This window comes from Curtobacterium sp. PhB136 (assembly GCF_004346855.1).
Lineage (GTDB): Bacteria > Actinomycetota > Actinomycetes > Actinomycetales > Microbacteriaceae > Curtobacterium.
On record NZ_SMGH01000004.1, the window covers coordinates 1,260,424 to 1,286,533 of the forward strand.

Annotated in this window: 25 protein-coding genes and 1 tRNA gene; 14 read left to right on the forward strand and 12 right to left on the reverse strand. The window is 71.8% G+C overall.

Annotation, left to right across the window (positions count from 1 at the left end):
• Positions 1 to 3: 3 nt before the first annotated feature.
• The 4 genes from EDF27_RS06125 (at position 4) to EDF27_RS06140 (ending at position 3,016) form a co-directional block, all read left to right on the forward strand.
• Complete coding sequence (locus EDF27_RS06125) at positions 4 to 480, forward strand: cupin domain-containing protein (RefSeq protein WP_123656254.1); 477 nt, start codon at positions 4 to 6, stop codon at positions 478 to 480.
• Between the two features lie 88 nt (positions 481 to 568).
• A complete protein-coding gene (locus EDF27_RS06130; protein ID WP_123700767.1) occupies positions 569 to 1,390 on the forward strand; it encodes an ABC transporter substrate-binding protein in 822 nt (273 codons plus the stop codon).
• 1 nt (position 1,391) lies between these two features.
• On the forward strand, positions 1,392 to 2,270 hold the full coding sequence (locus EDF27_RS06135) for an amino acid ABC transporter permease (protein WP_123656252.1): 879 nt from the start codon (positions 1,392 to 1,394) through the stop codon (positions 2,268 to 2,270).
• Positions 2,267 to 3,016 (forward strand): amino acid ABC transporter ATP-binding protein, encoded by a 750-nt coding sequence (locus EDF27_RS06140; RefSeq protein WP_123700766.1) that lies wholly within the window; start codon positions 2,267 to 2,269, stop codon positions 3,014 to 3,016. The genes EDF27_RS06135 and EDF27_RS06140 overlap by 4 nt, the downstream gene beginning before the upstream one ends.
• A gap of 167 nt (positions 3,017 to 3,183) precedes the next feature.
• Here EDF27_RS06140 and EDF27_RS06145 read toward each other — a convergent pair whose 3' ends face one another.
• Positions 3,184 to 4,698: a DHA2 family efflux MFS transporter permease subunit gene (locus tag EDF27_RS06145; RefSeq protein ID WP_123700765.1), complete on the reverse strand. Its 1,515-nt coding sequence runs from the start codon at positions 4,696 to 4,698 to the stop codon at positions 3,184 to 3,186.
• A 79-nt stretch (positions 4,699 to 4,777) separates the two neighbouring features.
• Here EDF27_RS06145 and EDF27_RS06150 point away from each other — a divergent pair, with 79 nt between their 5' ends.
• A complete protein-coding gene (locus EDF27_RS06150; protein ID WP_123656249.1) occupies positions 4,778 to 5,383 on the forward strand; it encodes a TetR/AcrR family transcriptional regulator in 606 nt (201 codons plus the stop codon).
• Between the two features lie 109 nt (positions 5,384 to 5,492).
• On the opposite strand, the gene EDF27_RS06155 is transcribed toward EDF27_RS06150, so the two are convergent.
• Positions 5,493 to 6,470, reverse strand: coding sequence for an NAD(P)H-quinone oxidoreductase (locus tag EDF27_RS06155; RefSeq protein ID WP_123700764.1), 978 nt, complete (start codon positions 6,468 to 6,470; stop codon positions 5,493 to 5,495).
• Between the two features lie 123 nt (positions 6,471 to 6,593).
• On the opposite strand from EDF27_RS06155, the gene EDF27_RS06160 reads away from it, so the two are divergent.
• Positions 6,594 to 7,046, forward strand: a complete 453-nt coding sequence (locus EDF27_RS06160) for a hypothetical protein (protein ID WP_123656247.1) — start codon at positions 6,594 to 6,596, stop codon at positions 7,044 to 7,046.
• Here EDF27_RS06160 and EDF27_RS06165 read toward each other — a convergent pair.
• The 4 genes from EDF27_RS06165 to EDF27_RS06180 form a co-directional block, all read right to left on the reverse strand.
• Positions 7,043 to 7,921: an aldo/keto reductase gene (locus tag EDF27_RS06165; protein ID WP_123700762.1), complete on the reverse strand. Its 879-nt coding sequence runs from the start codon at positions 7,919 to 7,921 to the stop codon at positions 7,043 to 7,045. The two genes, EDF27_RS06160 and EDF27_RS06165, sit on opposite strands and share 4 nt — an antisense overlap.
• A 34-nt stretch (positions 7,922 to 7,955) precedes the next feature.
• Complete coding sequence (locus tag EDF27_RS06170; protein ID WP_123700761.1) at positions 7,956 to 9,245, reverse strand: FAD-dependent oxidoreductase; 1,290 nt, start codon at positions 9,243 to 9,245, stop codon at positions 7,956 to 7,958.
• Between the two features lie 65 nt (positions 9,246 to 9,310).
• A complete protein-coding gene (locus tag EDF27_RS06175; protein WP_123700760.1) occupies positions 9,311 to 9,769 on the reverse strand; it encodes a DUF6264 family protein in 459 nt (152 codons plus the stop codon).
• 9 nt (positions 9,770 to 9,778) lie between these two features.
• The gene (locus tag EDF27_RS06180; RefSeq protein ID WP_123656243.1) at positions 9,779 to 10,651 is read right to left on the reverse strand and encodes a CoA ester lyase; all 873 of its coding nucleotides are present in this window, start codon (positions 10,649 to 10,651) and stop codon (positions 9,779 to 9,781) included.
• A 342-nt stretch (positions 10,652 to 10,993) separates the two neighbouring features.
• Between EDF27_RS06180 and EDF27_RS06185 the strand changes: the two genes are divergently transcribed.
• Both EDF27_RS06185 and EDF27_RS06195 read left to right on the forward strand, forming a co-directional pair.
• On the forward strand, positions 10,994 to 14,674 hold the full coding sequence (locus EDF27_RS06185; protein WP_243698232.1) for an AAA family ATPase: 3,681 nt from the start codon (positions 10,994 to 10,996) through the stop codon (positions 14,672 to 14,674).
• 363 nt (positions 14,675 to 15,037) lie between these two features.
• Entirely contained in the window at positions 15,038 to 15,628 is a 591-nt protein-coding gene (locus EDF27_RS06195) for a CDP-alcohol phosphatidyltransferase family protein (RefSeq protein WP_165931372.1), read from the forward strand.
• A gap of 202 nt (positions 15,629 to 15,830) precedes the next feature.
• Here EDF27_RS06195 and mscL read toward each other — a convergent pair whose 3' ends face one another.
• The 3 genes from mscL to EDF27_RS06215 form a co-directional block, all read right to left on the reverse strand.
• The gene (gene mscL, locus EDF27_RS06205) at positions 15,831 to 16,331 is read right to left on the reverse strand and encodes a large conductance mechanosensitive channel protein MscL (protein ID WP_123656240.1); all 501 of its coding nucleotides are present in this window, start codon (positions 16,329 to 16,331) and stop codon (positions 15,831 to 15,833) included.
• Positions 16,332 to 16,402: 71 nt separating this feature from the next.
• Entirely contained in the window at positions 16,403 to 16,675 is a 273-nt protein-coding gene (locus EDF27_RS06210) for an FmdB family zinc ribbon protein (protein ID WP_123656239.1), read from the reverse strand.
• A gap of 1 nt (position 16,676) precedes the next feature.
• Positions 16,677 to 17,261 (reverse strand): 5-formyltetrahydrofolate cyclo-ligase, encoded by a 585-nt coding sequence (locus tag EDF27_RS06215; RefSeq protein WP_132047718.1) that lies wholly within the window; start codon positions 17,259 to 17,261, stop codon positions 16,677 to 16,679.
• 114 nt (positions 17,262 to 17,375) lie between these two features.
• Here EDF27_RS06215 and galU point away from each other — a divergent pair, with 114 nt between their 5' ends.
• The 4 genes from galU (at position 17,376) to EDF27_RS06235 (ending at position 20,382) form a co-directional block, all read left to right on the forward strand.
• The gene (gene galU, locus EDF27_RS06220; protein WP_123656237.1) at positions 17,376 to 18,266 is read left to right on the forward strand and encodes a UTP--glucose-1-phosphate uridylyltransferase GalU; all 891 of its coding nucleotides are present in this window, start codon (positions 17,376 to 17,378) and stop codon (positions 18,264 to 18,266) included.
• 88 nt (positions 18,267 to 18,354) lie between these two features.
• Complete coding sequence (locus EDF27_RS06225; RefSeq protein ID WP_123656236.1) at positions 18,355 to 19,014, forward strand: GNAT family protein; 660 nt, start codon at positions 18,355 to 18,357, stop codon at positions 19,012 to 19,014.
• 87 nt (positions 19,015 to 19,101) lie between these two features.
• Complete coding sequence (locus EDF27_RS06230; protein ID WP_123700757.1) at positions 19,102 to 20,235, forward strand: hypothetical protein; 1,134 nt, start codon at positions 19,102 to 19,104, stop codon at positions 20,233 to 20,235.
• Positions 20,236 to 20,306: 71 nt separating this feature from the next.
• Positions 20,307 to 20,382: transfer RNA gene (locus EDF27_RS06235), tRNA-Ala, on the forward strand.
• A gap of 137 nt (positions 20,383 to 20,519) precedes the next feature.
• On the opposite strand, the gene EDF27_RS06240 is transcribed toward EDF27_RS06235, so the two are convergent.
• Positions 20,520 to 21,044: a hypothetical protein gene (locus EDF27_RS06240; protein WP_123700756.1), complete on the reverse strand. Its 525-nt coding sequence runs from the start codon at positions 21,042 to 21,044 to the stop codon at positions 20,520 to 20,522.
• 244 nt (positions 21,045 to 21,288) lie between these two features.
• Between EDF27_RS06240 and EDF27_RS06245 the strand changes: the two genes are divergently transcribed.
• On the forward strand, positions 21,289 to 21,702 hold the full coding sequence (locus EDF27_RS06245) for a VOC family protein (protein ID WP_123656233.1): 414 nt from the start codon (positions 21,289 to 21,291) through the stop codon (positions 21,700 to 21,702).
• 53 nt (positions 21,703 to 21,755) lie between these two features.
• Entirely contained in the window at positions 21,756 to 22,799 is a 1,044-nt protein-coding gene (locus EDF27_RS06250; RefSeq protein ID WP_123656232.1) for an amidase domain-containing protein, read from the forward strand.
• A gap of 132 nt (positions 22,800 to 22,931) precedes the next feature.
• Here the strand turns inward: EDF27_RS06250 and EDF27_RS06255 are convergent, their stop codons facing one another.
• Together EDF27_RS06255 and EDF27_RS06260 are read right to left on the reverse strand one after the other, a co-directional pair.
• A complete protein-coding gene (locus EDF27_RS06255) occupies positions 22,932 to 24,143 on the reverse strand; it encodes a hypothetical protein (protein ID WP_185021525.1) in 1,212 nt (403 codons plus the stop codon).
• Positions 24,144 to 24,204: 61 nt separating this feature from the next.
• Positions 24,205 to 26,064 (reverse strand): glycoside hydrolase family 2 TIM barrel-domain containing protein, encoded by a 1,860-nt coding sequence (locus EDF27_RS06260; RefSeq protein ID WP_123700755.1) that lies wholly within the window; start codon positions 26,062 to 26,064, stop codon positions 24,205 to 24,207.
• Positions 26,065 to 26,110 lie beyond the last annotated feature (46 nt).

Below are 26,110 nucleotides of genomic sequence, written 5' to 3' on the forward strand. Positions count from 1 at the left end.
CCGATGAACGATCAGGTGGCACGACGAACGGTCGACGGCGAGCTCATCGAGTGGCTCGACGTCCCGCGCCGGGCAGCGGCACTCGGCATGGAACCGCACCCCGAGGGCGGCTGGTACGTCCGGACGTGGACCTCGCCGGCCACGGTCACGACGGCGGCGGGCGAGCGGCCGGCCGCGACGCTCATCCACTTCCTGCTGCCGCCGGGCGAAGCCTCCGCGTGGCACCGGGTGACGAGCGACGAGATCTGGATGTGGCACGGGCCGGACTCGGTCGTGCTCGAGCTCGGCGGCGACGGCGACCAGCCAGAGCCGGGGCAGCAGATCACCCTCGGACCCGACGCCGGCCGCGACCGGGTGAACGACGCACAGGCGTTCGTCCGCGGGGGCGTGTGGCAGCGGACGCTGCCCGGGGACGGCGAGGTGCTCGTGAGCTGCCTGGTGTCGCCGGGCTTCTCGTTCGAGGACTTCTCCCTGGCCTGAGGCGCTCCGTGACGCCCTGGTCGCGGTGGTGTACCAGTTCCCCGTACGATTCTCCCTGCCCCCTCGACCCCCTCACGAAGGCCCGACCGTGACCCGTACCCTGCGTCTCTCCCTCGCCGTCGCGACCGCCGCCGTCGCCGCGCTCGCCCTGTCCTCCTGCGCCTCGGGGAGCGGTGGCAGCGCCGACGGCACGGTGACCGACGGCAAGCTCACGATCGCGACCGGGCAGCCGGCGTACTCGCCCTGGGTCGAGGACAACAAGCCGCAGTCCGGCAAGGGCTTCGAGTCCGCGGTGGCCTACGCCGTCGCGAAGGAGATGGGCTACGACAAGTCCGACGTGGTCTGGAAGCGCAGCACGTTCGACAGCGCGATCGCCCCCGGCCCGAAGGACTGGGACCTCAACGTCCAGCAGTTCTCGATCGACGCCAAGCGCAAGAAGGCCGTCGACATGTCCTCGCCGTACTACACGACCACGCAGGCCGTCGTGACGACGACGAAGTCGGACGCGGCGGACGACACCACCGTCGCCGCGCTCAAGAAGGACGCCATCGGTGTGGCGACCGGCTCGACCAGCATCGCGAGCGTGAAGAACACGCTCGGGGTGACCCCGCAGGTCTTCAACTCGAACGACGACGCCGTCCTCGCCCTGAAGTCCGGTCAGATCGACGCCATCGTCACCGACCTGCCCACGGCGTTCTACATGGCAGCCTCGCAGCTCGACGACGGCACCGTCTCCGCACAGTTCCCGGCCGACGGCAAGGGCGACCAGTTCGGCTTCGTGCTGCCGAAGGACTCGGAACTCACGAGCAAGGTCGACAAGGCCCTGAAGACGCTCGACGACGACGGCACGCTGCAGGACCTGCAGACGAAGTGGCTGTCGTCGGAGACGAACACCCCGGTCCTGCAGTAGCGTGACCCTCCCAGCAGGAGCGGGCACGCCCGTCACGTCGCCCGCGCCGAGTCAGATCGAGCTCGAACGGCAGATCTTCCGCCGGCAGCGTGGACGCCGGGCGATCCTGGTGTCGATCGCGTCGACGCTCGTCGTCCTGGCGATCGTGTACTTCGGTGTCGTGAACACCCCCGGGTGGGCCGCCGTCCAGCAGTCGTTCTTCGACCCGGGCGTCGCCGCGTCGACGTTCCCGGACATCCTGCTCGGCCTCTGGCTGAACATCCGGATCCTGTTCTTCGCGGCGATCGGCGTCGCCGTGTTCGGCACCCTGCTCGCGGTGGTCCGGGGCCTGACGAACCCGGTCTTCTTCCCGCTGCGGATGCTCGCCACCGGCTACACCGACCTGTTCCGCGGGCTGCCGCTGATCATCGTCCTGTACCTGGTCGGGTACGGCATCCCGGGGCTCGGCATCTTCCCGCGCCTGCCCGCCGAGGTGTGGGGCACCGTCGCGATCGTCCTGACGTACTCGTCGTACATCGCCGAGGTGCTCCGTGCGGGCATGGAGGCCGTGCACCCCTCGCAGCGCCTCGCCGCCCGGTCGCTCGGGCTCTCGCATGTGCAGACGCTCCGGCTCGTCGTGATGCCGCAGGCGATCCGCAAGGTGACGCCCGCGCTGATGAACGACTTCGTCTCGATGCAGAAGGACGTCGGGCTCGTCTCGATCCTCGGCGCGGTCGACGCCGTCCGCTCGGCCCAGATCGCCCAGGCCGAGACCTACAACTTCACGCCGTACTTCGTCGCCGGCCTGCTGTTCGTCGTGATCAGCCTGCCGCTCATCCGCGTCACCGACGCCATCGCCCGCCGGCAGCAGCGTCGCGAGCAGATCGGGGGAGCCGTATGAGCACCGCACCCGCCGCACCGGTGCTGGAGCTCCGTGGGCTCCGGAAGTCGTTCGGCGACCAGGAGGTCCTGCGCGGCATCGACCTCACCGTCGACCGGCACGAGGTCATCTGCGTCATCGGGGCCTCGGGTTCCGGCAAGTCGACACTGCTCAAGACGGTGAACCTGCTCGAGGGCATCGACGACGGACAGATCTTCCTGCAGGGCGCGGACATCTCGGACCCGCGGGTGGACGTCGACGCCACCCGGGCCCGGATCGGCGTGGTCTTCCAGCAGTTCAACCTGTTCCCGCACATCACCGTGCTCGACAACGTGACGCTGGCGTCCCGGAAGGTGCACGGGATCGACCGTGCCACCGCCGAGACGACCGCCCGTCGGCTGCTGGACCGGATCGGGCTCGGCGAGTTCGCGGGGGCGTACCCGGACCGGCTGTCCGGCGGGCAGCAGCAGCGCGTGGCGATCGTCCGGGCGATCGCGTCCGACCCGGAGCTGCTCCTGCTCGACGAGGTCACGAGCGCCCTCGACCCGATGCTCGTCGGGGAGGTGCTCGACCTGGTCACTGAGCTGCAGCGCCAGGGCTCCACGATCCTGATGACGACGCACGAGATGCACTTCGCGCGGAACGTGGCCGATCGCATCGTGTTCCTGCACCGCGGGGAGGTCGTCGAGCAGGGCGCTCCCGCCGAGCTCCTCGACGCGCCGCAGCACCCCGCCCTGGTCGAGTTCCTCTCCCGCGTCGGCGCGTAGCGCGCCCCGGCCACTGCGGTGTCCACGGCGACCGCCTGGAGGCTCGGTGCCGGTCCGCCGGACCGGCACCGAGCCTCCAGGCGGTTCGGTCGGGGTCCGCACAACAGCAACCAGCTCGCACCACGTGATCCCGTGGTGCGAGCTGGCCGTGGTTGTGCGGCGTGCCGCTACGCGGCCGGCGCGGGCGAGGGCGCTGGCGCGGCCGGCGCGGGCGAGGGCGCTGGCGCGGCCGCCGCGGGCGCCGCGCCGACCGCGGTCGCTGCGTCCGGCACGCCCGCGGGCGCGGCGCCCGCCGCCTCCGGCGCCGCCGCCGCGACCCCGCGCCCCGCCGGCAGGAACAACGCCACCAGCGCGGAGACCGCGACCACGCCCGCCCCGACGAGCACCGCCGGCTGCGCCGCGTCGACGTACCCGGTCGGCGTCAGCTGCCCGCCGGCCCCGGTGAACACGGCGGTCAGCACGGCGATGCCGAGCGCGACGCCGATCTCCCGGAGCGTGGAGTTCGCGCCGGAGGCCTTCGCGTGGTCCTCCTGCGGCATCCGGGCGAGCACCGCGGTGGAGATCGGCCCGAACACGGCGCCCATGCCGATCCCCGCGAGCAGGAACCCGGGCAGCAGACCGGCGAACGTCACGTCCGCGGACATCGCGCCCGCGATCCAGAACAGTCCGGCGGACAGGAACGCCATCCCGCCGGCGATCAGCACGCGGGTCCCGACCCGGGGCGCGACCATGCCGGCGAGCGGCGCGATCACCATCGGGGCGAGGGTCCAGGGCATCGTCCAGACGCCGGCCTCGAGCGGGGAACGGCCCTGCACGACCTGCAGGAACTGGATGAGGATGAACACCGCACCGAACGCTCCGAACGAGAACGTCATCGCGACGACGTTCGCGAGCGCGAAGCTCCGGTCGCGGAAGAACCGCAGCGGCAGGAGCGGGGCGCTGGTCGTTGCCTGCCGGACGACGAACGCCACCAGGAGCAGCCCTCCGCCGACCAGTCCGACGAGCACCTGGGCCGAGGTCCAGCCGGCGTCGTTGCCCCGCACGATCCCGAAGACCACGCCGAGGACACCGAGCCCGGCGAGCACCACGCCGAGGAAGTCCGCACGCACGCGAGCACCGAGGGTGTTCGGGAGTGCCAGGAGGGCGAGCGGGACGGCGACGATCCCGACCGGGACGTTGAGCCAGAAGATGGCCTCCCAGCTCCACCCCTCGACGACGGCGCCGCCGATGAGCGGGCCGAGCGCGACGCCGAGTCCGGAGATGCCGCCCCACGCCCCGATCGCGACGGTCCGGAGCCGGTCCGGGACGCTGCCGACCAGGAGCGTGAGGGACAGCGGCATGATCGCCGCCGCGCCGGCACCCTCGACGGCGCGCCAGACGATGAGCGCGGTGGGGTCGGTGCTCATCGCGGCGAACGCGGAGGAGATCGTGAAGACGCCGATGCCGGCGATGAAGAGGTGCCGGCGGCCGAACCGGTCGCCGAGTCCGACGGCCAGCAGCATCAGCGCGGCGAAGGAGAGCGTGTAGGCGTTGGTGATCCACTGCAGTTCCTCGACGGAGGCGCCGAGGTCCGCGTGCACGGCGGGGAGGGCGCTCGTCACGACGAGGTTGTCGAGGGTCGCCATGAACATCGGGAGGGACGCGGCTGCGATGGCGAGCCAGACCGGGATGCGTCGCTTCATGGGGAGGGTTCCGTTCTGTTGGTAATCGGATGATTACTACACTGGTGGACTGTAGTAATCGACTGATAACCTGTCAACCATGAGTTCCGGATCCGCACGGATGCCCGCCGCCGAACGTCGGGCGATGATCCTCGAGGCCGCCCGCGACCTCTTCGGCCGCCAGGGCTACAACGGCACCACCACCGACCAGATCGCCACGGCGGCCGGGATCAGCCAGCCCTACGTCGTCCGGATGTTCGGCACGAAGGAAGCCCTGTTCCTCGAGGTGTTCCACGCCACCCTCGGGGCCCTCGTCGACGCATGGCGCACCACGCTCGCAGCGCTCCCGTCCGACGCCGACGAACACCGCCGCGCACAGGCGATCGGCGAGCAGTTCATCGACCTGTCCGCCACTCGGGGGCTGCACACGATGCTGCTCCAGGCGTTCGTCTCGGGCGCAGAGCCGGCGATCGGACAGGCGGCACGGGACGGCTTCCTCGCGATCTACCGCTTCCTCCGCGACGAGGCGGGGATGCCGGACGAGCAGGTGCAGGGGTTCCTCGGCAGCGGGATGATCTTCAGCGTCATGCTCGCCATCGACATGCCGTCGCTGTTCGACGCCGACCAGGACGCCGCGTCGCTGCTCCGCGCGACCTTCGGCGAGAAGTGCATGCAGGTGGTGGCGTCGGCCCGAGCGGCCGCGTGACGCGCGTGCCCTGACGGCGACCGCCTGGAGGCCCGGTGCCGGTCCGCCGGACCGGCACCGGGCCTCCAGTCGGTCGCGCCCCGCCGCGCCGCCGCGCGCCGCTGCGCGATCAGGGCGTGAGCAGCAGCTTCCCGATCACGTCGCCGGCGGCGAGTCGCCGGTGCGCCTCACCCGCCTCGGCGAGCGGCAGCACGGCGTCGACCACGGGACGGACCCGGCCGTCCGCGACGAACGGCCACACGTTGTAGCGGACCGCCTCGACGATCTCCGCCTTCTCCGCCAGCGGCCGCGCGCGGAGGGTGGTCCCGCTGATCGTCGCCCGCTTCCGCATCAGCAGCCCGAACGGCAGCGTGGCCTCGGTGCCGCTGCCGGACGCGATCACGGCGACGTGCCCGTTCGGCGCGAGGGCCTCGAGGTTCCGCGCCAGGTACGCGGGCCCGACGACGTCGAGCACCACGTCGACGCCGGCGCCGTCCGTGAAGTCCGTCGAGCGTGCGACGAAGTCCTCGGTGCGGTGGTCGATGACCAGGTCCGCGCCGAGCTCGCGGGACGCGGCGACCTTCCGTTCGCCGCCGGACGTCGCGATCACCCGGGCCCCGAGCGCCTTCGCCCAGAGGACCGCGTGCGAGCCCATCCCGCCGGTCCCGCCGTGGACCAGGAGGGTCTGTCCCGGACGGAGCCCGGCGAGCATGCCGATGTTCGAGTAGACGGTGCACGCCGCTTCGGGCAGTGCCGCCGCGCTGACCAGGTCGAGGTCGTCCGGCACCGGGAGCAGCTGCGTCGCGGGCACCACGGCGAGCGAGGCGTACCCGCCGCCGGAGAGCAGCGCGCAGACGCGGTCGCCGACGGCCCAGCCGGTCACCCCTGGGCCGAGCGCACGGATCGTGCCGGAGACCTCGAGGCCGAGGATGTCGGACGCACCGGGCGGCGGCGGGTAGTTGCCCTGCCGCTGCTGCAGGTCGGCGTTGTTGACCCCGGCTGCGGCGACCTCGACGAGGACCTCGCCGTCGGACGGCGTCGGGTCGGGGAGCTCGGTGCGGGAGAGGACGGTCTCGTCCCCCGGGTGGTCGAAGGTGATGGCCTGCATGCCCTCGACGGTACGCGTCGGGCGCTCGTGGACGCCCGGCCGCCTGTGCGGCTCCGATGTACGCTCGGTGACGCATCGATGACCCCGGCCGGGGTCTCGACCATCTGCTCCAGGGGGATCACCATGAAGAAGTTCGCTGCACTCACCACGGCTGCCGTCGCCGTCGTCCTGCTCGCCGGCTGCGCGTCCGGCTCGGGCGGATCCGACGGCGACGCCACCACGGCCGCGAAGCCGGTGGCGACGCAGAGCAAGGCCGAGGCCTGCAAGACGCTGGAGAGCGACATGAAGTCCGTGTCGACCCAGCTGCAGTCCCAGATGACGAAGTTCCAGAGCGACCCGACCGCTGCGGTGGCGACGTTGAAGGACTTCGACGGCAAGCTCAAGGCCGCCACCGACAAGGTGACGAACAAGGAGGTCCACGAGACCGCCGCCGGGTTCGAGCAGTCGTTCTCGAACCTCGTCGGACAGCTCGAGGCCTTCTCGAAGGACCCGAAGTCGGTGGACTCGACCAAGCTGCAGGACTCGATCACCGACGTGCAGTCCTCCACGCAGGCGATGAGCAAGGTCTGCGACTAGGCCGCAGCGGCCTCCGAACGGTCGAGTCGGTCGATCTCCTCGGGGCGGAGCTTCACGGTCGCCGCGGTCACCGAGTCGAGGATCGACTGCGGCCGTGAGGCTCCCGGGATCGGCACGACGACGTCGCTCTTCGCCAGCTCCCACGCCAGCGCGACGACCTGCGGGGTGACCCCGTGGGCGCGGGCGACCGTGGCGAAGTCCTGGTAGGTGGTGCCGAGGTCCGACGCTCCGGCGATGCCGCCGAGGGGGCTCCACGGCAGGAAGGCGATGCTCAGTTCGTCGCAGAGCTCGAGTTCGACCTCGCTCGACCGGAACTTCGGCGAGTACTGGTTCTGCACCGAGACGAGCCGACCGTCGAGCACCTCGTTCGCCTGCCGGATCTGGTCGACGTCGGCGTTCGAGATGCCGGCCATCCGGATCACGCCCTCGTCGAGCAGCTCCGCGAGCGCGCCGATCGAGTCCGCGTAGGGCACGGCGGGGTCCGGGCGGTGGAACTGGTACAGGTCGATGGTCTCGACGCCGAGCCGCTTCGCGGAGGCCTTCGCCGCTTCCTTGAGGTACGCCGGGTCGCCGTTCTGCGTCCACGCTCCGGCCGTCGGGCGGAGGTGCCCGCCCTTCGTCGCGATGAGGACCGAGTCCGCGTCGCCGTGGTACTCGCGGACCGCCCGCCCGATGAGCTCCTCGTTGTGGCCCACTTCGTCGTGGCCTCCGAGGTGGTAGGCGTCCGCGGTGTCGACGAGGGTCACCCCGGCCTCGAGCGCCGCGTGGATCGTCGCGATGGCCCGTCGCTCGTCGGGTCGTCCCTCGATGGACATCGGCATGCCGCCGAGGCCGATCGCGCTGACGTTGGTGTCGCCGATGGTTCGCTGCTTCATGGGCCCAGCATGCGCCCGGGCGGAGCTGCCCCGTTCAGGTCTGCTCGGTCTCGGTCTCGGTCTCGGTGTCGGCAGCCGGGCGCGCCCATGCCGGCGCGTGCTCCGGCAGCGGGCCGAACGCGATCCCCCGCGCGTAGAGCCCGCGAGCCGGTGGCACGTACTTCGCCAGCACGGCGGGCAGGATCGGCGGGCCGCCCTGCAGCCGCCCCGCGAACGCGCGCTCGAACACCACCCGGTGCAGCATCCGCTGGGCGCCCTGCACGATCACGGCCGGCGGGGTCCGTCGCCGTTCCACCGCCGCGAGCGCGTGGTTCAGGGACCGTCCGCGGACGCCGCCGACGATCGCCGGCGCGAGGATCGCCGCTGCCGCGACGGCGTCCTGCACCGCGAGGTTGATCCCGACCCCGCCCGCCGGTGACATCGCGTGCGCCGCGTCCCCGATGCACAGCAGCCCCGGCCGCCACCAGCGCCGCAACCGGTCCATCCGCACGTCGAGCACGTGCACGTCGTCCATCGAGCCGATCGCGGACACCCGGTCCGCGAACGACGGCCGGATCCGCGCGACCCGCGCCCGGAAGTCCTCGACGCCGAGCGCGCGGAGTCGAGCGTCGGACCCCTTTGGCGCGAAGTACGCGACCTGGTGGTAGTCGCCGCGCGGGAAGCTCAGGAGCACGTCGCTCCCGTCGAACGCGGGGACGAGCGCGGTGTCGGCGTCCCCGGGTTCCTTGGGCAGCCGGAACCACCAGGTGTCGAACGGCACCGGGAACTCCCGCGGGTGCAGTCCGGCCGCGGCCCGGAGCACCGAGTCCCGGCCGTCGCACGCGACGACGAGCTCCGCGCGGAGCTCGTCGTGCTCGCCGTCGGGTTCGCCGTACGGGTGCAGGTGCACGCCCACGACCAGGCCGTTCTCGACGATCAGGTCGGACGCGGCACGGCCCATCACGATGTCGAAGGACGGTTCCTCGCGGGCAGCGCCGACGAGCATGTCGAGCAGGTCCCACTGCGGCACCATCGCGACGTGGTCGTACGGCGGGCGGAGCCGCGAGAAGTCGCCGAGCCGCAGCTGGGAACCGTCGGCCATCGGCAGCGAGAAGTCGTCGAGCCGGGACTGCGGGAGCGCCCGGAACCGGTCGCCGAGGCCGAGCTCGTCGAGGAGCCGGATCGTCGAGGCGTGCACCGTGTCGCCGCGGAAGTCCCGGTTGAAGTCGTCGTGCTTCTCGACCACGCGGACCGCGATTCCGGCGCGGGCCAGGAGCAGCCCGAGGACCACTCCGGCGGGCCCGCCGCCCACGATGGCCACCGTCGTCCGGCTCACCCTGCCCATGCGCGCGACGCTACGCCTCGACGTGGGACGTGCGCCCGGTCACGTCCGGCGCCGACGGGCCCGCGTCAGATCGTGCTGCTGCTCGACGACGAGGTGTCGCCGTCGGCCGCGCCCGCGAACACCACGCCACCCCACGTGATGCACGCGACGGCCAGCAGGAAGCCCACCGCGGCGATCCACCACGAGGTGCGCCGACGGATCCACGCGCCGATCGCCAGGACGACCGTCGCCACGCCGATCACGAACGCCCCGCCCACCGCGAGCGAGGCACCGCCGATGTAGCCGCCGGGGGAGCACCCGGTCGCGGCGTCGCACGTCGCGGTGGCCGAGATCGTCGCGATCAGCGCCACGATGGCGACCACGATCACCAGGATCGCGCCGAAGGCCAGGAGCAGCACCGTGGAGATCCGGTCGGCGAGCCTGCCCGGCGGGAAGAGCGTCGAGCCGCCGCGTTCCCACTGCGACTGCGACTGCGAGGGCGGCGGGCCGGACGTGGGGCCGGGCTCGGGAGCTGACCAGGTCATGCGGAACCCCTAACGTGCTTCGACGCCGAAGGCCTCGGCGAGTCGTTGGATCTTCTGGGCACGCCCGAGTCGCGGCAGGTCGGAGCCGTCGCGGATCACGCGGCCGCGGGCCTCGAAGTCGTCGAGGAAGTCCTGCGCCCAGGCGACGTCGGTCGACGTGGGCGAGATCACCTCGTTGATGACGGGCAGCTGGTCGGTGTCGAGGCACAGCTTCCCGGTGAGCCCGAGGGACACGGCGACCTGGGACTGCTCGCGGAGGATCGGGTGCGACGAGCCCACGGTGGGGCCGTCGATCGGGCCGGGGAGGTCCCCGACGCGGGAGGCGACGACGAGCCGGGACCGCGGGTACGCCATCGCGAGGGTGTCCGCCGAGGTGCCGGTGTCGCGACGGTAGTCGCCGCTGCCGAAGGCCAGGCGGAACGCACCCTGCGCGCGGGCGATGGAGGTCGCCTCCTCGATGCCGAGTGCCGACTCGACCAGCGCGATCACCGGGGTCTGGCCGCCGAGCCGGTGCCAGGTGTCGGTGACCTGCGCCGGGCTCTCGGTCTTCGCGAGCATCACGCCGAGCAGGCCGGGCAGCCCGCGGAGCTCCTCGACGTCGTCGGCCCAGAAGTCGGTCGTCACGTCGTTGATCCGCACCCAGGCGTCGCCGCCGCCGGTCAGCCAGTCGGCGACGGTGGCCCGGGCGGCGGGCTTCGCGGCTGGGTCGACGGCGTCCTCGATGTCCAGGATGATCTGGTCCGCGCGGGACCGGGAGGCCGACTCGAAGCGGTCCGAGGCGGTGCCGGCGACGAGGAGCCACGAGCGGGAGATCTCGGCAGGGACCGACCGGCGCCGTGAGGGAGCAGCGGTGGGGGGAGCGGTTCGGTCGTCGATGGCCATGCCACGTTGGTACCACAGACGGGGTCGGGGGACCGCCTCGGGACCGCCCGGATCTCCCGAAACCTCGGTTCATTGCCAGAGTGCTGGTGCGCTTCCGCCTACAGTGGGCGTGTGTGGCGTGCGGACAGGGTGACCGACGGCGAGGACGACGTGAACGGCGACGTCCCCGCTGAGGACGCGCGCGCCGCCGGGGGAGCACGGCCCGACGACCAGCAGCACCGCGACGAGCAGGACGACACGACGAGCACTCCCGACGCCACCGACCGCGACGACGCCGTCCGTGCAGACGAGACCGACACCGACGGCGACGAGCTGGACCGCTCGCTCCGCCCCGAGCTCCAGGTGACGAGCCCGCACGCGATCAGCCTCGGCGACCCGCGGCTCACCGCGACGAACGCGGCGGAACCCGTCTGGGACGCCTGGCGCGCACAGCTGGCGGGCGTCGGCGGTTCCAGCCCGCTCGTGCACTTCGCGGACCACCCTCGCGCCCGCATCGAGCTCTCCACGACCCACCCCGGTGGTCTCGCACAGTTCATCACCGGCAAGACCACGCTGCTCTCGAGCCTGATCCGCGACGAGGTGGCACTCCGCGCCGCCCGCATCGCGGCGAACCACGTCGAGGCGAAGGGCACCGAGCTCGCCACCGTGCGCGGCATCGACGCCGTGAACCTCGGCATCGGCATGGCCGACTGGCAGCGCGGCGACGAGCAGTTCCGCGGCCCGGTGCTGCTCCGCCCGCTGGCGATCCGCCGCCACGGCCGCGACTTCGAGGTCCGGCTCCTCGGCGAACCCGTGCTGAACCCGGCACTCGCCGACGCGCTCCGCGAGCAGTTCGGCGTGACGCTCGACTCCCAGGCGTTCGTCGCGCTGGCGCAGCAGGACGGCTCGTTCACCCCGAACCCGGTGATCGACCGGCTGCGTGGTCTGACGGCGCACATCCCCGGTTTCTCGGTGCACGCCCGGCTCGTCGTCTCGACCTTCGCGGAGGTCGCGACCGGCCTGGTCGAGGACACGAAGGACCTCTCGCACCCCGTGCTCGACGCCCTCGCCGGCAACCCCAGCGCCAAGTGGCAGGTCGAGCAGTCCTACCACCCGGTCGAGCAGACCCCGTCGGACGAGCGCAGCCCGGACACCGACACCCTGCTGCTCGACGCCGACGACGAGCAGGAGAACGTGATCGCGCAGATCACGGCCGGCAACTCCATCGTCGTGAAGACCCTGCCGGGCACCGGCGGCACGCAGACGATCGTGAACGCACTCGGTGGCCTCGTCGCCGCGAACAAGCGCGTCCTCGTGGTCAGCCCGCGTCGTGCGACCCTCCGCGGCATCGCGGCCCGCTTCGGCGAGGTGCACCTGCCGGGTGTCGCCGTGACGCCCGCGACCCTCCGCCGTGACGTGGTCCGGGCCATCGCCCGCAACGAGAAGGCGACCCGCCCGTCCCTGCGTGAGGTCGACGACGCCCTCGTCCGGCTCCGCAAGGTCCTCACCGACTACCGCGGCGGCCTCTCCCGGACCGACCCCGACTTCGGCGTGAGCGTCCTCGACTGCCTGGTCGAGCTCTCCCGCCTGTCGCTGCTGCCCGTGCCCCCGTCGACGACCGCGCGGCTGTCGAAGCAGTCCGTCAGCGCCATGGTCACCGGCCGCTCCCGCGTCGCCGAGACGATGGTCAGCGCGGCGAACCTCGGCGAGTTCCGCTACGGCCCGGACGACTCGCCCTGGTACGGCGCGAAGTTCTCCTCGAGCGACGGTGCGCAGCGCGCCCACAAGATCGCCAAGGACCTGCACGGCGGGTCCCTGCCGACGCTGCTCCAGCGCGCGCACGAACTCATCGCGACGACCCGGATGCGGCAGTTCACGACGATCAACGAGCTCGGCATCTACCTCCGCCTGCTCACCGAGATCCGGGACACGCTCGACCGCTTCCTGCCGGTGGTCTTCGACCGTTCGGTGTCCGAGCTCGTGGCGGCGACCGCCCCGCGCGGCGAGGGCGCCCCGATGTCGTCCACGAACCGACGCCGGCTGAAGAAGCTCGCGCGGGAGTACGTCCGCCCCGGTGTGCACGTCTCCGACCTGCACGAGGCACTGACCCGCGTGCAGCAGCAGCGCGTGCTCTGGCAGCGCTACGTCGCCGCGGGCGTCAACCCCGAGGTCCCCACGGGCATCGCGGACGTCCAGGTGCTGTTCTCGAACGTCGTGGAGGACCTGGCCCGCCTCGACGAGCCGCTCGGTCGCACCAGCCGCGACGAACAGCTCGCGAACATGCCCGTCGACCAGCTCCTGCCGTACATCGGCACCCTGGCCGAGGAGTCCGACGTCCTGCACAACCTGCAGGAGCGCACCGAGCTCATGCAGACCCTCCGCGACCTGCAGCTCCAGCCGCTCATCACCGACCTCGCGAACCGGCACGTCCCGGACACGCAGGTCCCCGCGGAGCTCGAGCTCGCGTGGTGGCAGTCCGCCCTCGAGACGATGCTCGAGTCCGACCGTGCGCTGCTCGGCGCGAACACCGACATGCTCGACCGGGTCGAGGCCGACTTCCGCCTCGTCGACGACGCGCACGCCGCCGGTGTCTCGCAGGGCCTCGCGTGGCAGCTCGCCGAGAACTGGAAGGTCGGCCTCGTCGACTGGCCGGAAGAAGCCGCGGCGCTGAAGTCGCAGCTCAAGGACGGCGCGATCACCTCGCGCCTGCTCCAGGACTCCGCCCCGCACCTGTCCCGGTCGATCGCGCCGGTGTGGCTCGCGTCCCCGTACGAGGTCCCGCAGATCGCCGACACGATGCCGTTCGACACGGTGATCCTCGTCGACGCCGGTGCCGTGACCATCGCCGAGACCGTCGACGCCGTCCGTCGCGCCCGCCAGACCGTCGTCTTCGGTGACCCGGTGACGCAGACCCCGTCGCCGTTCCGGATCGCCGTCGACCCCGCGCACCGTGCGCTGCAGGTGGACGAGGAGACGCTCGACGCCCTGCACGCGGACTCCGCGCTCGCGAAGCTCTCGACGCTCCTGCCGACCCTGTCCCTGACCCGGTCCTACCGCGCCGGCGGCGAAGACCTCGCCGAGCTCGTGAACCGCCGCTTCTACGGCGGCCGGATCGAGTCGCTGCCGTGGGCCGGTTCGTTCCTCGGGCACGGCTCGATCGCGCTCGACTACGTCAGCGACGGCAAGGCCGTCCCGGACCCCGAGTCCGGCGCGGTGGAGAGCGTCGACGCCGAGGTGGACCGCGTGGTCCGGCTCGTCATCGACCACGCCCGCACCCGTCCGACCGAGTCGCTCATGGTCATCACCGCCTCCGCGAAGCACGCCGTGCGCGTCGAGCAGGCCGTGCTCACCGCTGCTGCCGGGCACAAGGACCTCACCGAGTTCGTGATCGGCGACCGTGCCGAACCGTTCATCGTCGCGACGCTCGAGCAGTCGGTCGCGCAGAGCCGTGACCGCGTCGTGTTCTCGATCGGCTACGGCCGGACCCCGCACGGCCGTGTCCTCCGCGACTTCGGCCCGCTCGGCAAGCCCGGCGGGGAGCGTCTGCTCGCCGTCGCGATGACCCGCGCACGCCGCTCCATGGTGATCGTCACGTGCTTCCAGCCGTCCGACATCGAGGCGGAGCGGATGGGCCACGGCACCGTCGCCCTCGCCGAGATCCTCGCCGAGGTCCGTGCCCGCACCACCGCCGAGTACGTGCCGGACGACTCCGACCCGCTGCTCGTCGACCTGGCACGCCGACTCGAGATGCGCGGCATCCCGGTCGCGCTCGGCCACCGCGGCAAGCTCGGCCTGGTGGCCGCGCACGGCGGGGTCTGCGTCACGATCGAGACCGACGCGTCGCTCGTGCAGGGATCCCTCCGCGAGTCGCTGCGGCTCCGGCCCGAGGTGCTCCGCCGACTCGGCTGGCACTACGTGCGCGTGCACGCCTTCCAGCTGTTCTCCGACCCGGACCGGGTCGCGAACACGGTCGCGTCGGTCCTCGGCGTCGACCGTGGGGCCACGCAGGAGATTTCCATCCCTCCGGTTCCTGCACGCCGATGAGCACGCAGGATCTCGATCCCCGCGTGCCCACGTCGGGTCCTGCGCGCCGATGAGTCGGAGGGCCTCCCGGCCCGCCGGTCCGGTGACGCCCGGCACGGACCAGCTGCTGGGCACGTGGACGCGGGTCGACGACGCGGCCGCACCGGAGCCTCCCGTCCGGAGTGAACCGGACCAGGGCCGGACCGGAGGCTCGGGACGGGTCCGCAGACGCGTCACCACCCAGCCGGTGCCGGGATCGGACCCCGCTCCGGCCCCGGAACCGCCTCGGCACGGCCGCGGGGAGAACGACGCCCGACTGCTGGGGGACCGACCTCCCCACTGGTGATGGGTACCCTGGAGGTCCGACCCCGAAGAAAGCACGTGATGACCGACTCCGCAGTGCGCCAGCGTCCCGACTGGCAGACCTGGCCGAACCTCATCACGCTGTTCCGGTTCCTGCTCATCCCGGTGTTCGTGATCCTGGTCGTGACGAGCCACCCCGGCTGGGCGCTGTTCTCGCTCGTGGTGCTCGGCGTCTCGGACTGGGCGGACGGCTTCATCGCGCGGAAGTTCGACCAGACGTCCAAGCTCGGCAAGGCGCTCGACCCCGTCGCCGACCGCCTCGCCATCATCGCGATCGTGCTGTCGCTCGTGCTCGTCGGCCTGCTGCCGTGGATCGTCGTCGTGATCATCGTGGTCGTCGACGCCGTGCTCGCGCTGCTGTCGAGCGTGTGGTTCGGCGGCGACCCGGACCTCGACGTGTCCTGGACGGGCAAGATCCGCTCGGCCCTGCTCTTCGTCGGGTTGCCGGTGCTGCTCTTCTCGGCGACCTCGTGGGCGTCGGACCACTCCTGGATCCGCATCACGGCGCTCGTCTTCGTGTGGCTCGGCACCGCCGGGCACCTGCTCGCCGGCGCGCAGTACTTCGTCGCCCTGCGCGCGAAGCGCCGCCGCGAGCGCGCCCGCGTGGCGTAGCCCGCGGCCGCCGCGGCCGTCGCTGCCGCCGCGCCCGTCGCTGCCGCCGCGCGCGCCCCGTCCCGCGCCGCCGCGCCCGCCGCGGCCGTCGCTGGCGCGTTCCGGCCGCGCACAACGGAAACCCGTTCGCACCACGGAGTTCCGTGGTGCGAACGGGTTTCGGTCGTGCGGCGCCGATCCGCGCCGAGCGTCCGTCCGCGCGCTAGAGCTTCGTCGTGCCGCTGATGCCGGGACCCTCCGGCGCATTCGACGGGGCGACGTGGGCGCCGCTGCCGGTGCTCGTGGGCACGCCGTTCTGCGACCGGAGCAGGTCGCGGATCTCGAGCAGCACCTCGACATCGGTCGGCGGGACGTCCTGCGGCGTCTGCTCGTCGTCGTTCTTGACCCGCTCGAACGCGACCTTCTTGAGGTGGTTCACCGGGAGCACGAGCGCGAAGTACACGACCGCTGCGACGATGACGAAGTTCAGCGCGGCGCCGATGATCGCACCGAAGAGGATCGACGCGTGTCCGCCGGACACGGTCGGGATCTTCCAGACGAGCGCCTCGTCGAGGCTCGACGCGTTGAACACCGCGCCGATCAGGGGGTTGATGAGCGCGTTCACGATCGTGGTCACGATCGCGGTGAACGCGGCACCGATGACGACTGCGACGGCCAGGTCGATGACGTTTCCGCGGAGCAGGAACTCCTTGAAGCCCTTCACGGGACTCCTTCCGGGTCGGGGACGGCCGCCGGGTGGCGACACCTCAACCTATCGAGGAGTGAGAACGCTGGTCAGGACGCGGCAGGCTTCGCGGGCGCGGCCGGCTTGGACTCGGCCTTCTTCGGTTCGGACTTCGCCGGCGTGCTCGAGCCCTCCGACTTCGGCGCCGGACGGGAGTCGGTCCGGTAGAACCCACCGCCGTTGAACGTGACGCCGACCGGCGAGAACACCTTGCGCAGCACACCGCCGCACGTCGGGCACTCGGTGAGCGTGGCGTCGGAGAACGACTGCTTGATGTCGAACGCGGTGTCGCACTCGGTGCAGCGGTACGAGTAGGTGGGCACGTCAGCTCCGGAACGTGATGATGCGTGACGGCGTGATGATGCCGTCGACGGGTTCGTCGTGGGGTTCGCGCGGGACCTCCTCGAGGTACTCCGCGTCGAAGATCACAGCATAGACGGGCGGGCGGTTCGCCATGGACCCGAGGGTCTTGTCGTAGTAGCCGCGGCCCCAGCCCATCCGGACGCCGTCGCGCGCGACCGCCGCCGCCGGGGTGAGGATCGCGTCGACGTCGTTGATCGCGAGCGGGGACAGGACCTCGCCGACGACCTCGGGCATGCCGAACAGCCCCTCGGTCTCCGAGGACCCGTCGCCGACGGCCCAGTCGAGCAGCCCGTCCTCCCGGGTGATCGGGAGCAGGACGCGGAGTCCGTGCTCGTACGCCCAGTTCAGGAACGGGCGGACGTTCGGTTCGTCGGAGGCCGACAGGTACAGCGCGACGGACTCGAGCTGCCGCTCCTCCGCGAAGCGCTGCAGGGTGGCGGTGAGCGACTCGGTGTCGGTCTCGCGCTCGGTGGTGGTCCTGGTGCGTCGCCGCTGCCGGAGCTCGGCTCGCAGCGCGCGCTTCTCGTTGCCGAGATCGGGGATCATGCGAGGGAGTCTAACGATCGCGATCCTGCGGGAAGCCGCGCTCCTGTCCGCAAAGCCCTTGTCCTCCGTTCCGTTGACATGACCCAGGAGGGGGCATCGGATACGGTCGTGGGCATGGGCTTCCAGATTTCCAAGGCGGTGATCCCAGCGGCAGGGCTGGGCACCCGCTTCCTCCCCGCGACCAAGGCGATGCCGAAGGAGATGCTCCCCGTCGTCGACAAGCCGGCCATCCAGTACGTGGTGGAAGAGGCCGTCGACGCGGGACTCACCGATGTGCTGATGATCACCGGGCGCAACAAGAACGCGCTCGAGAACCACTTCGACCACGTGTCGGAGCTCGAGGAGACCCTCAAGAAGAAGGGCGACCACGAGAAGCTCCAGAAGGTCAACCAGTCGACCGACCTCGCCGACATGCACTACGTCCGCCAGGGCGACCCGCTCGGACTCGGCCACGCCGTGCTCCGCGCGAAGATGCACGTCGGTCGTGAGCCGTTCGCCGTCCTCCTCGGCGACGACATCATCGACGCCCGTGACCCGCTCCTCAAGCGCATGATCGAGGTCCAGGGCGAGAAGAACGCGACCGTCGTCGCACTGCTCGAGGTCCCGGAATCGCAGACCCACCTCTACGGCATCGCCACGGTCGAGCCGACCGACACCGACGACGTCGTGAAGATCACCGGCCTCGTCGAGAAGCCGGCGCAGGGCGAAGCGCCCTCGAACCTGGCCATCATCGGCCGCTACGTCATCCGCCCCGAGGTCTTCGACGTCCTCGAGAAGCAGGAGCCGGGCAAGGGCGGCGAGATCCAGCTCACCGACGCGCTCATGAAGATGGCGAGCGCCGAGGAGTGGACCGGCGGCGTGTACGGCGTCGTGTTCCGTGGACGCCGGTACGACACCGGTGACAAACTCGACTACATCAAGGCGATCGTGCAGCTCGCCTCGGACCGCGAAGACCTCGGCCCCGACCTCAAGTCGTGGCTCAAGGAGTTCAACGCGGGCGAATGAGTCGACCCATCCCACCCGGGGCCGGTAGCACTGGCCCCGGGTGGGACACCCGCTCCGGGAACCCCCGGAGCACCGGAGGAACCGCCCGATGACGACCATCCCGACCCTGTCCCACGGACGGGTCACGATCCGCCCCCTCCGGCTCCGCGACACGCGCGACCTCGACGCCGCGCTCGCGATGAACCGCTCCTGGCTCCGCACCTGGGAGGCCACGAACCCGTCGGGTCACGTCTCGACCGATGTCCGTGGCAGCATCCGCGCGCTCCAGGCGAACGCCCGCGCGGGACTCGGGCTCCCGTTCGCGATGGAGCTCGATGGCCGCTTCGTCGGGCAGCTGAACGTCTCCGGCGTCACCTACGGGTCACTCGCCAGCGCCTCGATCGGCTACTGGGTGGTCGAGGGCGCCGCCGGCCACAACGTCACGCCGATCGCCGTCGCCCTCGCGACCGACCACTGCTTCCGCGCGGTCGGCATCCACCGCATCGAGGTCTGCATCCGGCCCGAGAACGCTCCGTCGCTCCGCGTCGTCGAGAAGCTCGGGTTCCGGTACGAGGGGCTCCGTCGCCGGTACATCCACATCAACGGGGACTGGCGCGACCACTTCTGTTTCGCGCTCGTCGCCGAAGAGGTGCGCGAGGGCGTCCTCGAACGGTGGGTCTCCGGTCAGGTGCCGCCCGGCGTCGGGAGCGTGCCGCTCGCCGCGCGTGACGAGGCCGCGCTGCCGATCGTCACCGGCCCCCGCCGATAGCGCCCCCGCCGGGAGCGCCTGCGCCGATAGCGCAACACACGCCCGGCAATCACGAGCGCGGGGAACCCCCGCCCCTAGCCTCTCCCCATGGCAGGTATCGGGTCGTGGGGCGGCGGCATCGTGCTGCTCGTCGCCGCGGTGCTCTGGCTCGTGTACCTGATGCCCGCGTGGGCTGCCCGGCGGCAGTACCTCGCCACCGAACGGAACGCGATCCGGTTGCAGCAGACCCTCCGGATCCTCGCGCAGACCGCTGAACTGCCGGACGAGGTCCGCATCGAGATGAACGCGAAGTCCCTCGCCGAGGCGCAGAAGGTCGCGAAGTCCGAAGAGGCCAAGCGCTCCGCCATCGTCCGGGCGCACGAGGCCGCACGGCAGCGGGAGATCACCCGTCGACTCGCGGAGCAGGCTCCGGCGCTCGAACGGGCCGGAGCGGTCCCCGCACTGACCGCGATGCGCATGCGTCGTTCGCGGCTCGGTGCGACCCTGCTCGGCGTCGCCGGGCTCGTCGTCGCGCTCGTGGTGCTCGTCGTCGCGCCCGCCGCCTGGCTCGTCGCCGTCGCGGGGCTCGTCGCCGCCGGAGGGTCCGCAGCCGTCCTCGCCCAGCTGCACCAGGTCGCCCAGGCGCGGAAGACACGTGCCGCGGCGTCCGCGCCGGAGGTCCGCCGAGCCTCCAGGCCGACGACCGCCTGGACCGATCCCGCCCCGCCGCTGACCACCGACCGCCCTGCCGAGCCCGAGGCGGACCGCACCTGGACGCCCGCCCGCGTGCCGAAGCCGCTGTACGTCGAGCGGCCCGCCGCTCCTGCCGCGTCCCCGGAGTCCTCCGCGGAGCTCGCCGCGCGACTCAAGGAACGCGTGGCCGCTGCCAAGGCGGAGGCCGACGCCGAGGCCGCAGCGATCCGTGCGGGGGAGTCGGACCCGACGCTCGCGACGGTGTCCCGGATGCGTCCGGACGTCGAGGAGGCCGTCGCGGCACTGTCCGCGCACGACCAGGGCCGGCTCGCGGAGCGGCTCGGACTCCGGGCTGCGCCCGCCGCGCCTGCGACTGCGTCTGCGACTGCGCCCGCCGCCCGTGCTGCCGGTGCGCCGGTCGCCGAGTCGGCGCCGGTCGCAGAAGCATCCGCTCCGCCGAGCAAGTGGGCCGGGATGGGCGTCATCGGCGACGACGACTACCAGCAGGCCGACCTCGACGCGATCATGCGTCGCCGCCGCGCGGTCTGATCGCGGCACGCCCGGCGGGTGCCGCGCGATTTCGGTCCGCGGCGGCCGGGTGCTAGTGTTGTCGAGCACTTGGGGCTATGGCGCAGTTGGTAGCGCGTCTCGTTCGCAATGAGAAGGTCAGGGGTTCGAATCCCCTTAGCTCCACCAAGTGCAACAGGCCCGGACCGCATGGTCCGGGCCTGTTGCGTTCGTGCTTGTTGTCTTCGTGCTTGTTGTCTTCGGGCCTGTTGCGTTCGGGCCTGTTGCGTTCGCGCGCCGGGCCGGCCGCCGGACGGGCACGAGCGTCAGCCGCCGTACTGCGCGTCCGCCACGATCGACGACCCGGCGTCACGGCACGCGGTGACCAGCGTCCGACCGACCAGGTCCCAGTCGGCGGTGGTCTCGTCGATCGCCGGTCCGGTCGCAGGCGCCGGGTGGTCCTCGAGGTAGCGCTGCGTGTAGTCGACCGCGGTCGTCATCGTCGGGTCGGTGCTCACCAGCCGCTCGTACCCGAAGCGCACCGACGCCAGGAGCGCCTCGTACTGCGCGTCCGAGAGCTCCCCGCGGCTGTGCCCGGTGCTCGCGTTCAGGGAGATCGTGGTGAGCATGCTGAGCCGCCCGCAGACCGCCGCAGCACTGGTGTCGACGTCGTCCATCACCGGGTCGTCCGAATCGGTCGTGCTCGCCGCGGTTGTCGGCGTCGCGGTCCGGGCCGGAGCGGGGGTCGCGCCGGCGTCCCCCGTGGACGAGCAGCCGGTGAGCGCGAACGCGGCGCACGCGAGCAGCGCGGCAGCGATGGTGGACGGGCGGGCGGATCGGAGGTTCCCCATGCGCCGATCCTCTCGGACCGGCAGGTGGTGGCGAGCCGTGGTTGCGGAATCGAGATCGGCTCGAGACCGTTCCGTGACGGACGGGAGGCTCGTGGCGGGCCCCCCACGAGCCTCCTGTCCGGAATGCGGTGCGGCAGCACGCGATGGTGCCGCTCCGGAACGATCGTTGCGCGGTGTCCGGAGCGGTGCCACGATGACGGCGAGCGCCGGGAACACGCGCCCGGGCCGGACGAAGGAGACCGACATGACCTCGCGACTGAACCCGTACCTCGGCTTCCGCGACGACGCCCGGCAGGCGATGGAGTTCTACCAGTCGGTGTTCGGCGGCGAGCTCACCCTGAGCACGTTCGGCGAGATGCACGCATCCGAGGACCCGGCCGAGGCGGACAAGATCATGCACGGCCAGCTCGAGACGCCGAACGGCTACCTGATCATGGGCGCCGACACCCCGAACAGCATGCAGTACAGCAGCGGCGGCAGCAGCATCTCGGTGTCCCTGTCCGGTGACGACGCCGAGGACATGCGCCGCTTCTTCGCCGGGCTCTCCGAGGGCGGCACCGTGCTCGAACCGTTGACGAAGGCGCCGTGGGGCGACGAGTTCGGGATGGTGACGGACCGGTTCGGCGTGAGCTGGCTGGTGAACGTCACCGGCGTCTGACGCGCCGCGCGTCCCCTCGTGTGTCGGGGGCCGTCACGTACCCTGGTGACGCCATGACTGCCTCCTTCACGCGCCGCTCACTCCTGTCCCTCGCCGGGATCGCCGGGGTCGGCCTCGCCGTCGCCGCGTGTTCCTCCGACAACGGAGCGGACGGCGGTGCGGACGGCGGGAAGGGCGGTGCGTCGCGGTCCACCGGGTCGACGCCCTCCGCGAAGCCGAAGGCCACCGGACTGACGCCGGCCCAGGTCCCGCTCGCCGGCGGGGTGACCGTCACCGTTGCCGGGACCGGTCTCGCTGCCGTCCGCGGGGTCACCGTCGGCGGGATCGCCGCGCGGGACGTCAAGGCCACCGCGACGAAGGTGACCTTCACCGCGCCGCACCAGGCGATGTACACGGCGGGATCCGCCGACGTCGCGCTGTTCGACGCCGAACTGACGCCCGTCGCGTCCGCGAACCAGAGCTCCGACGGCAACGGCAGCGCGGCGAACGACGGGCAGAGCGGTGCGACACAGGACTCCGCGACCGGCACGCCGACGGCCAGCGCGGCGCCGGTGCCGTCCGCCTCGAGCGCGCTCGCGACGACGTCGTTGTCGTACGCGGCGCTCACCGACGTGGACCGGCAGCTCGCCTACGCGATGCGGTACTGGAAGGACTACAACCTCGCCGAGTACGGCACGATGAACCCGATCGGCGGCGACTGCGCGAACTACGTCAGCCAGACGCTCATCGCCCGGGGCTGGGAGCAGCGCGACGACTGGTACAGCCGCTCCGCGGGAGCAGCGCACTCCGCCACCTGGACGTACTGCCCGTCGATGGACCCGTGGCTCTCGGCCAACGCGGCGACGTTCGGGCTCACCCGCCGCTCGAGTGACGAGCGCGACAAGGTGCAGGTCGGCGACATCGTGTTCTTCGACTGGAACGACAACGACTCCCCGGACCACACCACGATCGTGTCCGAGGTCTTCACGGAGTCCGACGGCACGATCCGCATCAAGTCGGCGAGCCACAACCAGGACGGCCCGTACCGCGACCTCGACGAGATGATCACGGTGCAGCACCCCGGCGGCAAGGCCTGGTTCCACACCTTCGACGCGTAGCCGCGCGGGTCGGCGCCGACGCGCGCAATCGAAACCGCTTCGCACCACGGGATCCCGTGGTTCGGGGCGGTTTGGGTTGTGCGGAAGCGAACGGCACCACCGCCGAGCGACACGGCGGCCGCTGCTTGCGCCTCAGGGGTACCCGAGGAACCAGAGCAGCACGATCGCGACCGGCTGCAGGCACACCCCGACGAGCAGCCACGTCACCGCTCGCCGCCGCGTCCGCACGAACACGTCCGACCCGAGCAGCGGCGCCATCGGCATGAGCAGCCGCGGCAGGCTCTGCTGCGGCAGGAACACCGCGACGAGGTACAGCCCGTACGACGCCGTGAACCCGAGCACCTCCGGCCCGAGCGCGCGCACGTCCTTCCGGGTCCAGAACCACACCGCCCCCGCGAGCACCGCGACCACGAGCACGATCCCGACCGGCCCGAGCCACCGCCCCGCCATCACGAACCACGGTGTCAGGGGCGCGAAGTGCTGCCGCCCGACGAACCCCACCCACCACGACAGCTCGGTGTCGAGGTACGCGTTCGGCGTCCCCGTCACCGCCGAGGCGATCACGGGCCACGCCAGCCCCGCGGCCGCGACGACGCACCCCGCGACGACGATCGTGATCACGTCCCGCACCGGGAGCGCGCGGCGTTCCCGGGTCCACCGCACGACCAGGTGCACCGCGAGCGCGACGGCCAGTGCCAGCACCCCGGGCTTCGTGAACGCGGCGACCACGCCGAGCAGCCCGACCAGCCAGTACCGCCGCCGGACGAGCGCGAGCATGCCGCCGAACAGCAGGAGCAGCAGCGTCGACTCGGCGTAGGCCACCTGCAGCAGGAACGCCGTCGGCCCGAACGCGAACAGCGCCGTCGCCCACCGTGCACGGTGCGAACACCCGACAGCGAGCACCAGGCGGTACAACAGCACGCAGGCGCCGGCCCCGGCGAGCGTCGCGACGACGACACCGACGACCCAGAACGACCCACCCGTCACGGCCATCACGGCCCGGACGAGCGCGGGGAACACCGGCAGGAAGGCCCACGGGTTCGGCAGCACGTGCCCGTCGCCGTCGGTGGGCAGCGTCGACGGGTACCCGTGCTCCGCGATGGTCCGGTAGAACGAGGCGTCCCACGAGCCGGAGAACGTGGCGAACGACGGGTCGCGCCGGTACGACGCGAACTCCCACCCGTTCGCGGTGGCGAGCAGGAACATGCCCAGGAGCAGCGCCGTGCTCACCACCCGCGAACCGGCCCAGATCACCAGCGGCGCGGTCCAGCTGCTCCGCGGTCCGTCCAGCAGGGCACGGAACCCCGACCGGGAGGCTCGGCTCGTCTCCGCCACGCTCGTCACCCGCCCGATCCTCCCAGACCAGGGCCCCGGTCCGGACGTCCGGACCGGGGCGGACCGCTGGCTAGTGCCCCGTGATCGCGCGTCGGATCTGCTCGATCGGCACCTTCGGCGTGCGGTCAGCGTTCAGCAGGCCGTTCGTCTCCTGCATCGTGTCGGTGAGCTGGGTGTAGCACGAGCCGGCGAGGAACGAGCTGGCCCGGATCGCGTCGTACAGCGCCGTGATGCGGGCGACGTAGTCGTCCCCGTCGGCGGCCGAGGTGTAGCCCCAACCGTCCTCACGCGCCCCGCCCGGCTGGTAGTCGACGCCACCGAACTCGGTCAGCATCACCGGCTGCCCGAGGTCTTCGGCGCCCCCGACGAGCACCCACCGGTCGGACGGGCCCATGCCGTGGAAGAGCTCGGTCCGGGCGGTCTCGTCCGCGTAGGTGCGTGCGAGTCGTTCGCCGACGCCCTCGTAGTCGTGGATCGTGATGATGTCCGAGTTCGTGTGCTCCCAGCCGTCGTTCGAGATCACCGGACGCGTCGGGTCGAGCGCACGGGTGACGTCGGCGAGTGCACGGGCGTAGGCCTGCTGCGCCGGGTCCGTGCTGATGTGCTGGACGCCCCAGCTCTCGTTCGCCGGCACCCAGGTCACGATCGACGGGTGCGACGCGTCGCGTTCGACGGCGTCCATCCACTCCCGCATCAGCCGCTGGACGGCGCGGGGCGAGAACGCGTAGGCGCCGGGGGCTTCGCCCCAGACCAGGAGCCCGAGGCGGTCCGCCCAGTACAGGAACCGGGGGTCCTCGATCTTCTGGTGGTTGCGGGCCGCGTTGAAGCCGAGCTCCTTGATGAGCTCGACCTCACGCCGGAGTGCTGCGCGCGACGGGGCGGCGATGTGCGAGTCCGGCCAGTACCCCTGGTTGAGGACGCTGCGGACGTCGTAGCTGCGACCGTTCAGCTGGAACGCGCCGCCGTCGACGCCGACCGTGCGGACGCCGAAGTAGCTCGCGACGGTGTCGATCGGCTCGCCGGTGCGGTCGAGGAGCGCGACGGAGGCGTCCACGAGCCGCGGGGCCTCCGGCGTCCAGTGCAGTTCGTCCTCGGCCTGCCCGTTCGCCTGCCGCGCGATCGGGACCACGACGTCGAACTCGTCCGCGGTGTCGCCGAGGGTGGCCTCGATCGTCGCGAGGTGTTCGTCGCGCTCGTCCCAGCGTGCCTCGACGCGGAGGCGCTCGCCGCCGGTCCGGTGTCCCGCGACCCGGACGGTCAGGCGCACGGTGGCGTGGTCGACGTTCGTCCAGCGGAGGTACTCGATCGACGCGGTCGGCACGGCTTCGAGCCAGACGGTCTGCCAGATCCCGGTGGTGCGGCGGTACCAGATGGCGTGTGGGTCCTCGTGCCAGTCCTGCTTGCCGCGGGGCTGGGTGAGGTCGTGCGGGTCGTCCTCGGCGCGGACCACGAGGGTGTGCACCGCGTTGGTGTCCTCGGCCAGCACGTCGGTGACGTCGAACTGGAAGGGGGTGTGACCGCCCTCGTGGGATCCGACGAAGGTGCCGTCGATCCACACGCTCGCGCGGTAGTCGGCCGCGCCGAAGTGCAGCACGAGCCGCGGGGTGGCGGCGCCGAGCCCGGCGGCGTCGAGGTCGGCGCGGGTGATGGTCCGGGAGTACCAGACCACGGGGTGGAAGCCCGGCTCGTCGATGCCCGACGCGACCGACTCGGGCGGGAACGGCACGACGATGTCACGCGCGTCGGGGAAGCCCGACCGCCACGCGGTGTCGTCGCCGTCGTTCCGGAACGACCACGTCCCGTCGAGGTCGGCCCAGTGCTCACGGAGCATCTGCGGGCGGGGGTACGAGCCGTCCTGCCGACTGGCGAGCGGGAGGTCGGTTGCAGGGGCGCTGGTGGATGCGGCGACGGTGCCGTCGAGCGTGCTCATGCGTCCATGCTGGCGCGGACGTACATCGTTGTAAAGGGGGCTGGCA

What these genes read in the sequence shown, in the direction of transcription:
- galU (WP_123656237.1), top strand. Translation starts at nt 17,376, where the DNA reads ATGGGCTTCCAGATTTCCAAGGCGGTGATCCCAGCGGCAGGGCTGGGC.
- EDF27_RS06165 (WP_123700762.1), bottom strand. Translation starts at nt 7,921, where the DNA reads ATGAAGCAGCGAACCATCGGCGACACCAACGTCAGCGCGATCGGCCTC.
- EDF27_RS06150 (WP_123656249.1), top strand. Translation starts at nt 4,778, where the DNA reads ATGAGTTCCGGATCCGCACGGATGCCCGCCGCCGAACGTCGGGCGATG.
- EDF27_RS06240 (WP_123700756.1), bottom strand. Translation starts at nt 21,044, where the DNA reads ATGGGGAACCTCCGATCCGCCCGCCCGTCCACCATCGCTGCCGCGCTG.
- EDF27_RS06245 (WP_123656233.1), top strand. Translation starts at nt 21,289, where the DNA reads ATGACCTCGCGACTGAACCCGTACCTCGGCTTCCGCGACGACGCCCGG.
- EDF27_RS06260 (WP_123700755.1), bottom strand. Translation starts at nt 26,064, where the DNA reads ATGAGCACGCTCGACGGCACCGTCGCCGCATCCACCAGCGCCCCTGCA.
- EDF27_RS06140 (WP_123700766.1), top strand. Translation starts at nt 2,267, where the DNA reads ATGAGCACCGCACCCGCCGCACCGGTGCTGGAGCTCCGTGGGCTCCGG.
- EDF27_RS06175 (WP_123700760.1), bottom strand. Translation starts at nt 9,769, where the DNA reads ATGACCTGGTCAGCTCCCGAGCCCGGCCCCACGTCCGGCCCGCCGCCC.
- EDF27_RS06155 (WP_123700764.1), bottom strand. Translation starts at nt 6,470, where the DNA reads ATGCAGGCCATCACCTTCGACCACCCGGGGGACGAGACCGTCCTCTCC.
- EDF27_RS06160 (WP_123656247.1), top strand. Translation starts at nt 6,594, where the DNA reads ATGAAGAAGTTCGCTGCACTCACCACGGCTGCCGTCGCCGTCGTCCTG.
- EDF27_RS06225 (WP_123656236.1), top strand. Translation starts at nt 18,355, where the DNA reads ATGACGACCATCCCGACCCTGTCCCACGGACGGGTCACGATCCGCCCC.
- EDF27_RS06145 (WP_123700765.1), bottom strand. Translation starts at nt 4,698, where the DNA reads ATGAAGCGACGCATCCCGGTCTGGCTCGCCATCGCAGCCGCGTCCCTC.
- EDF27_RS06125 (WP_123656254.1), top strand. Translation starts at nt 4, where the DNA reads ATGAACGATCAGGTGGCACGACGAACGGTCGACGGCGAGCTCATCGAG.
- EDF27_RS06170 (WP_123700761.1), bottom strand. Translation starts at nt 9,245, where the DNA reads ATGGGCAGGGTGAGCCGGACGACGGTGGCCATCGTGGGCGGCGGGCCC.
- EDF27_RS06180 (WP_123656243.1), bottom strand. Translation starts at nt 10,651, where the DNA reads ATGGCCATCGACGACCGAACCGCTCCCCCCACCGCTGCTCCCTCACGG.
- EDF27_RS06215 (WP_132047718.1), bottom strand. Translation starts at nt 17,261, where the DNA reads ATGATCCCCGATCTCGGCAACGAGAAGCGCGCGCTGCGAGCCGAGCTC.
- EDF27_RS06250 (WP_123656232.1), top strand. Translation starts at nt 21,756, where the DNA reads ATGACTGCCTCCTTCACGCGCCGCTCACTCCTGTCCCTCGCCGGGATC.
- EDF27_RS06195 (WP_165931372.1), top strand. Translation starts at nt 15,038, where the DNA reads ATGACCGACTCCGCAGTGCGCCAGCGTCCCGACTGGCAGACCTGGCCG.
- EDF27_RS06230 (WP_123700757.1), top strand. Translation starts at nt 19,102, where the DNA reads ATGGCAGGTATCGGGTCGTGGGGCGGCGGCATCGTGCTGCTCGTCGCC.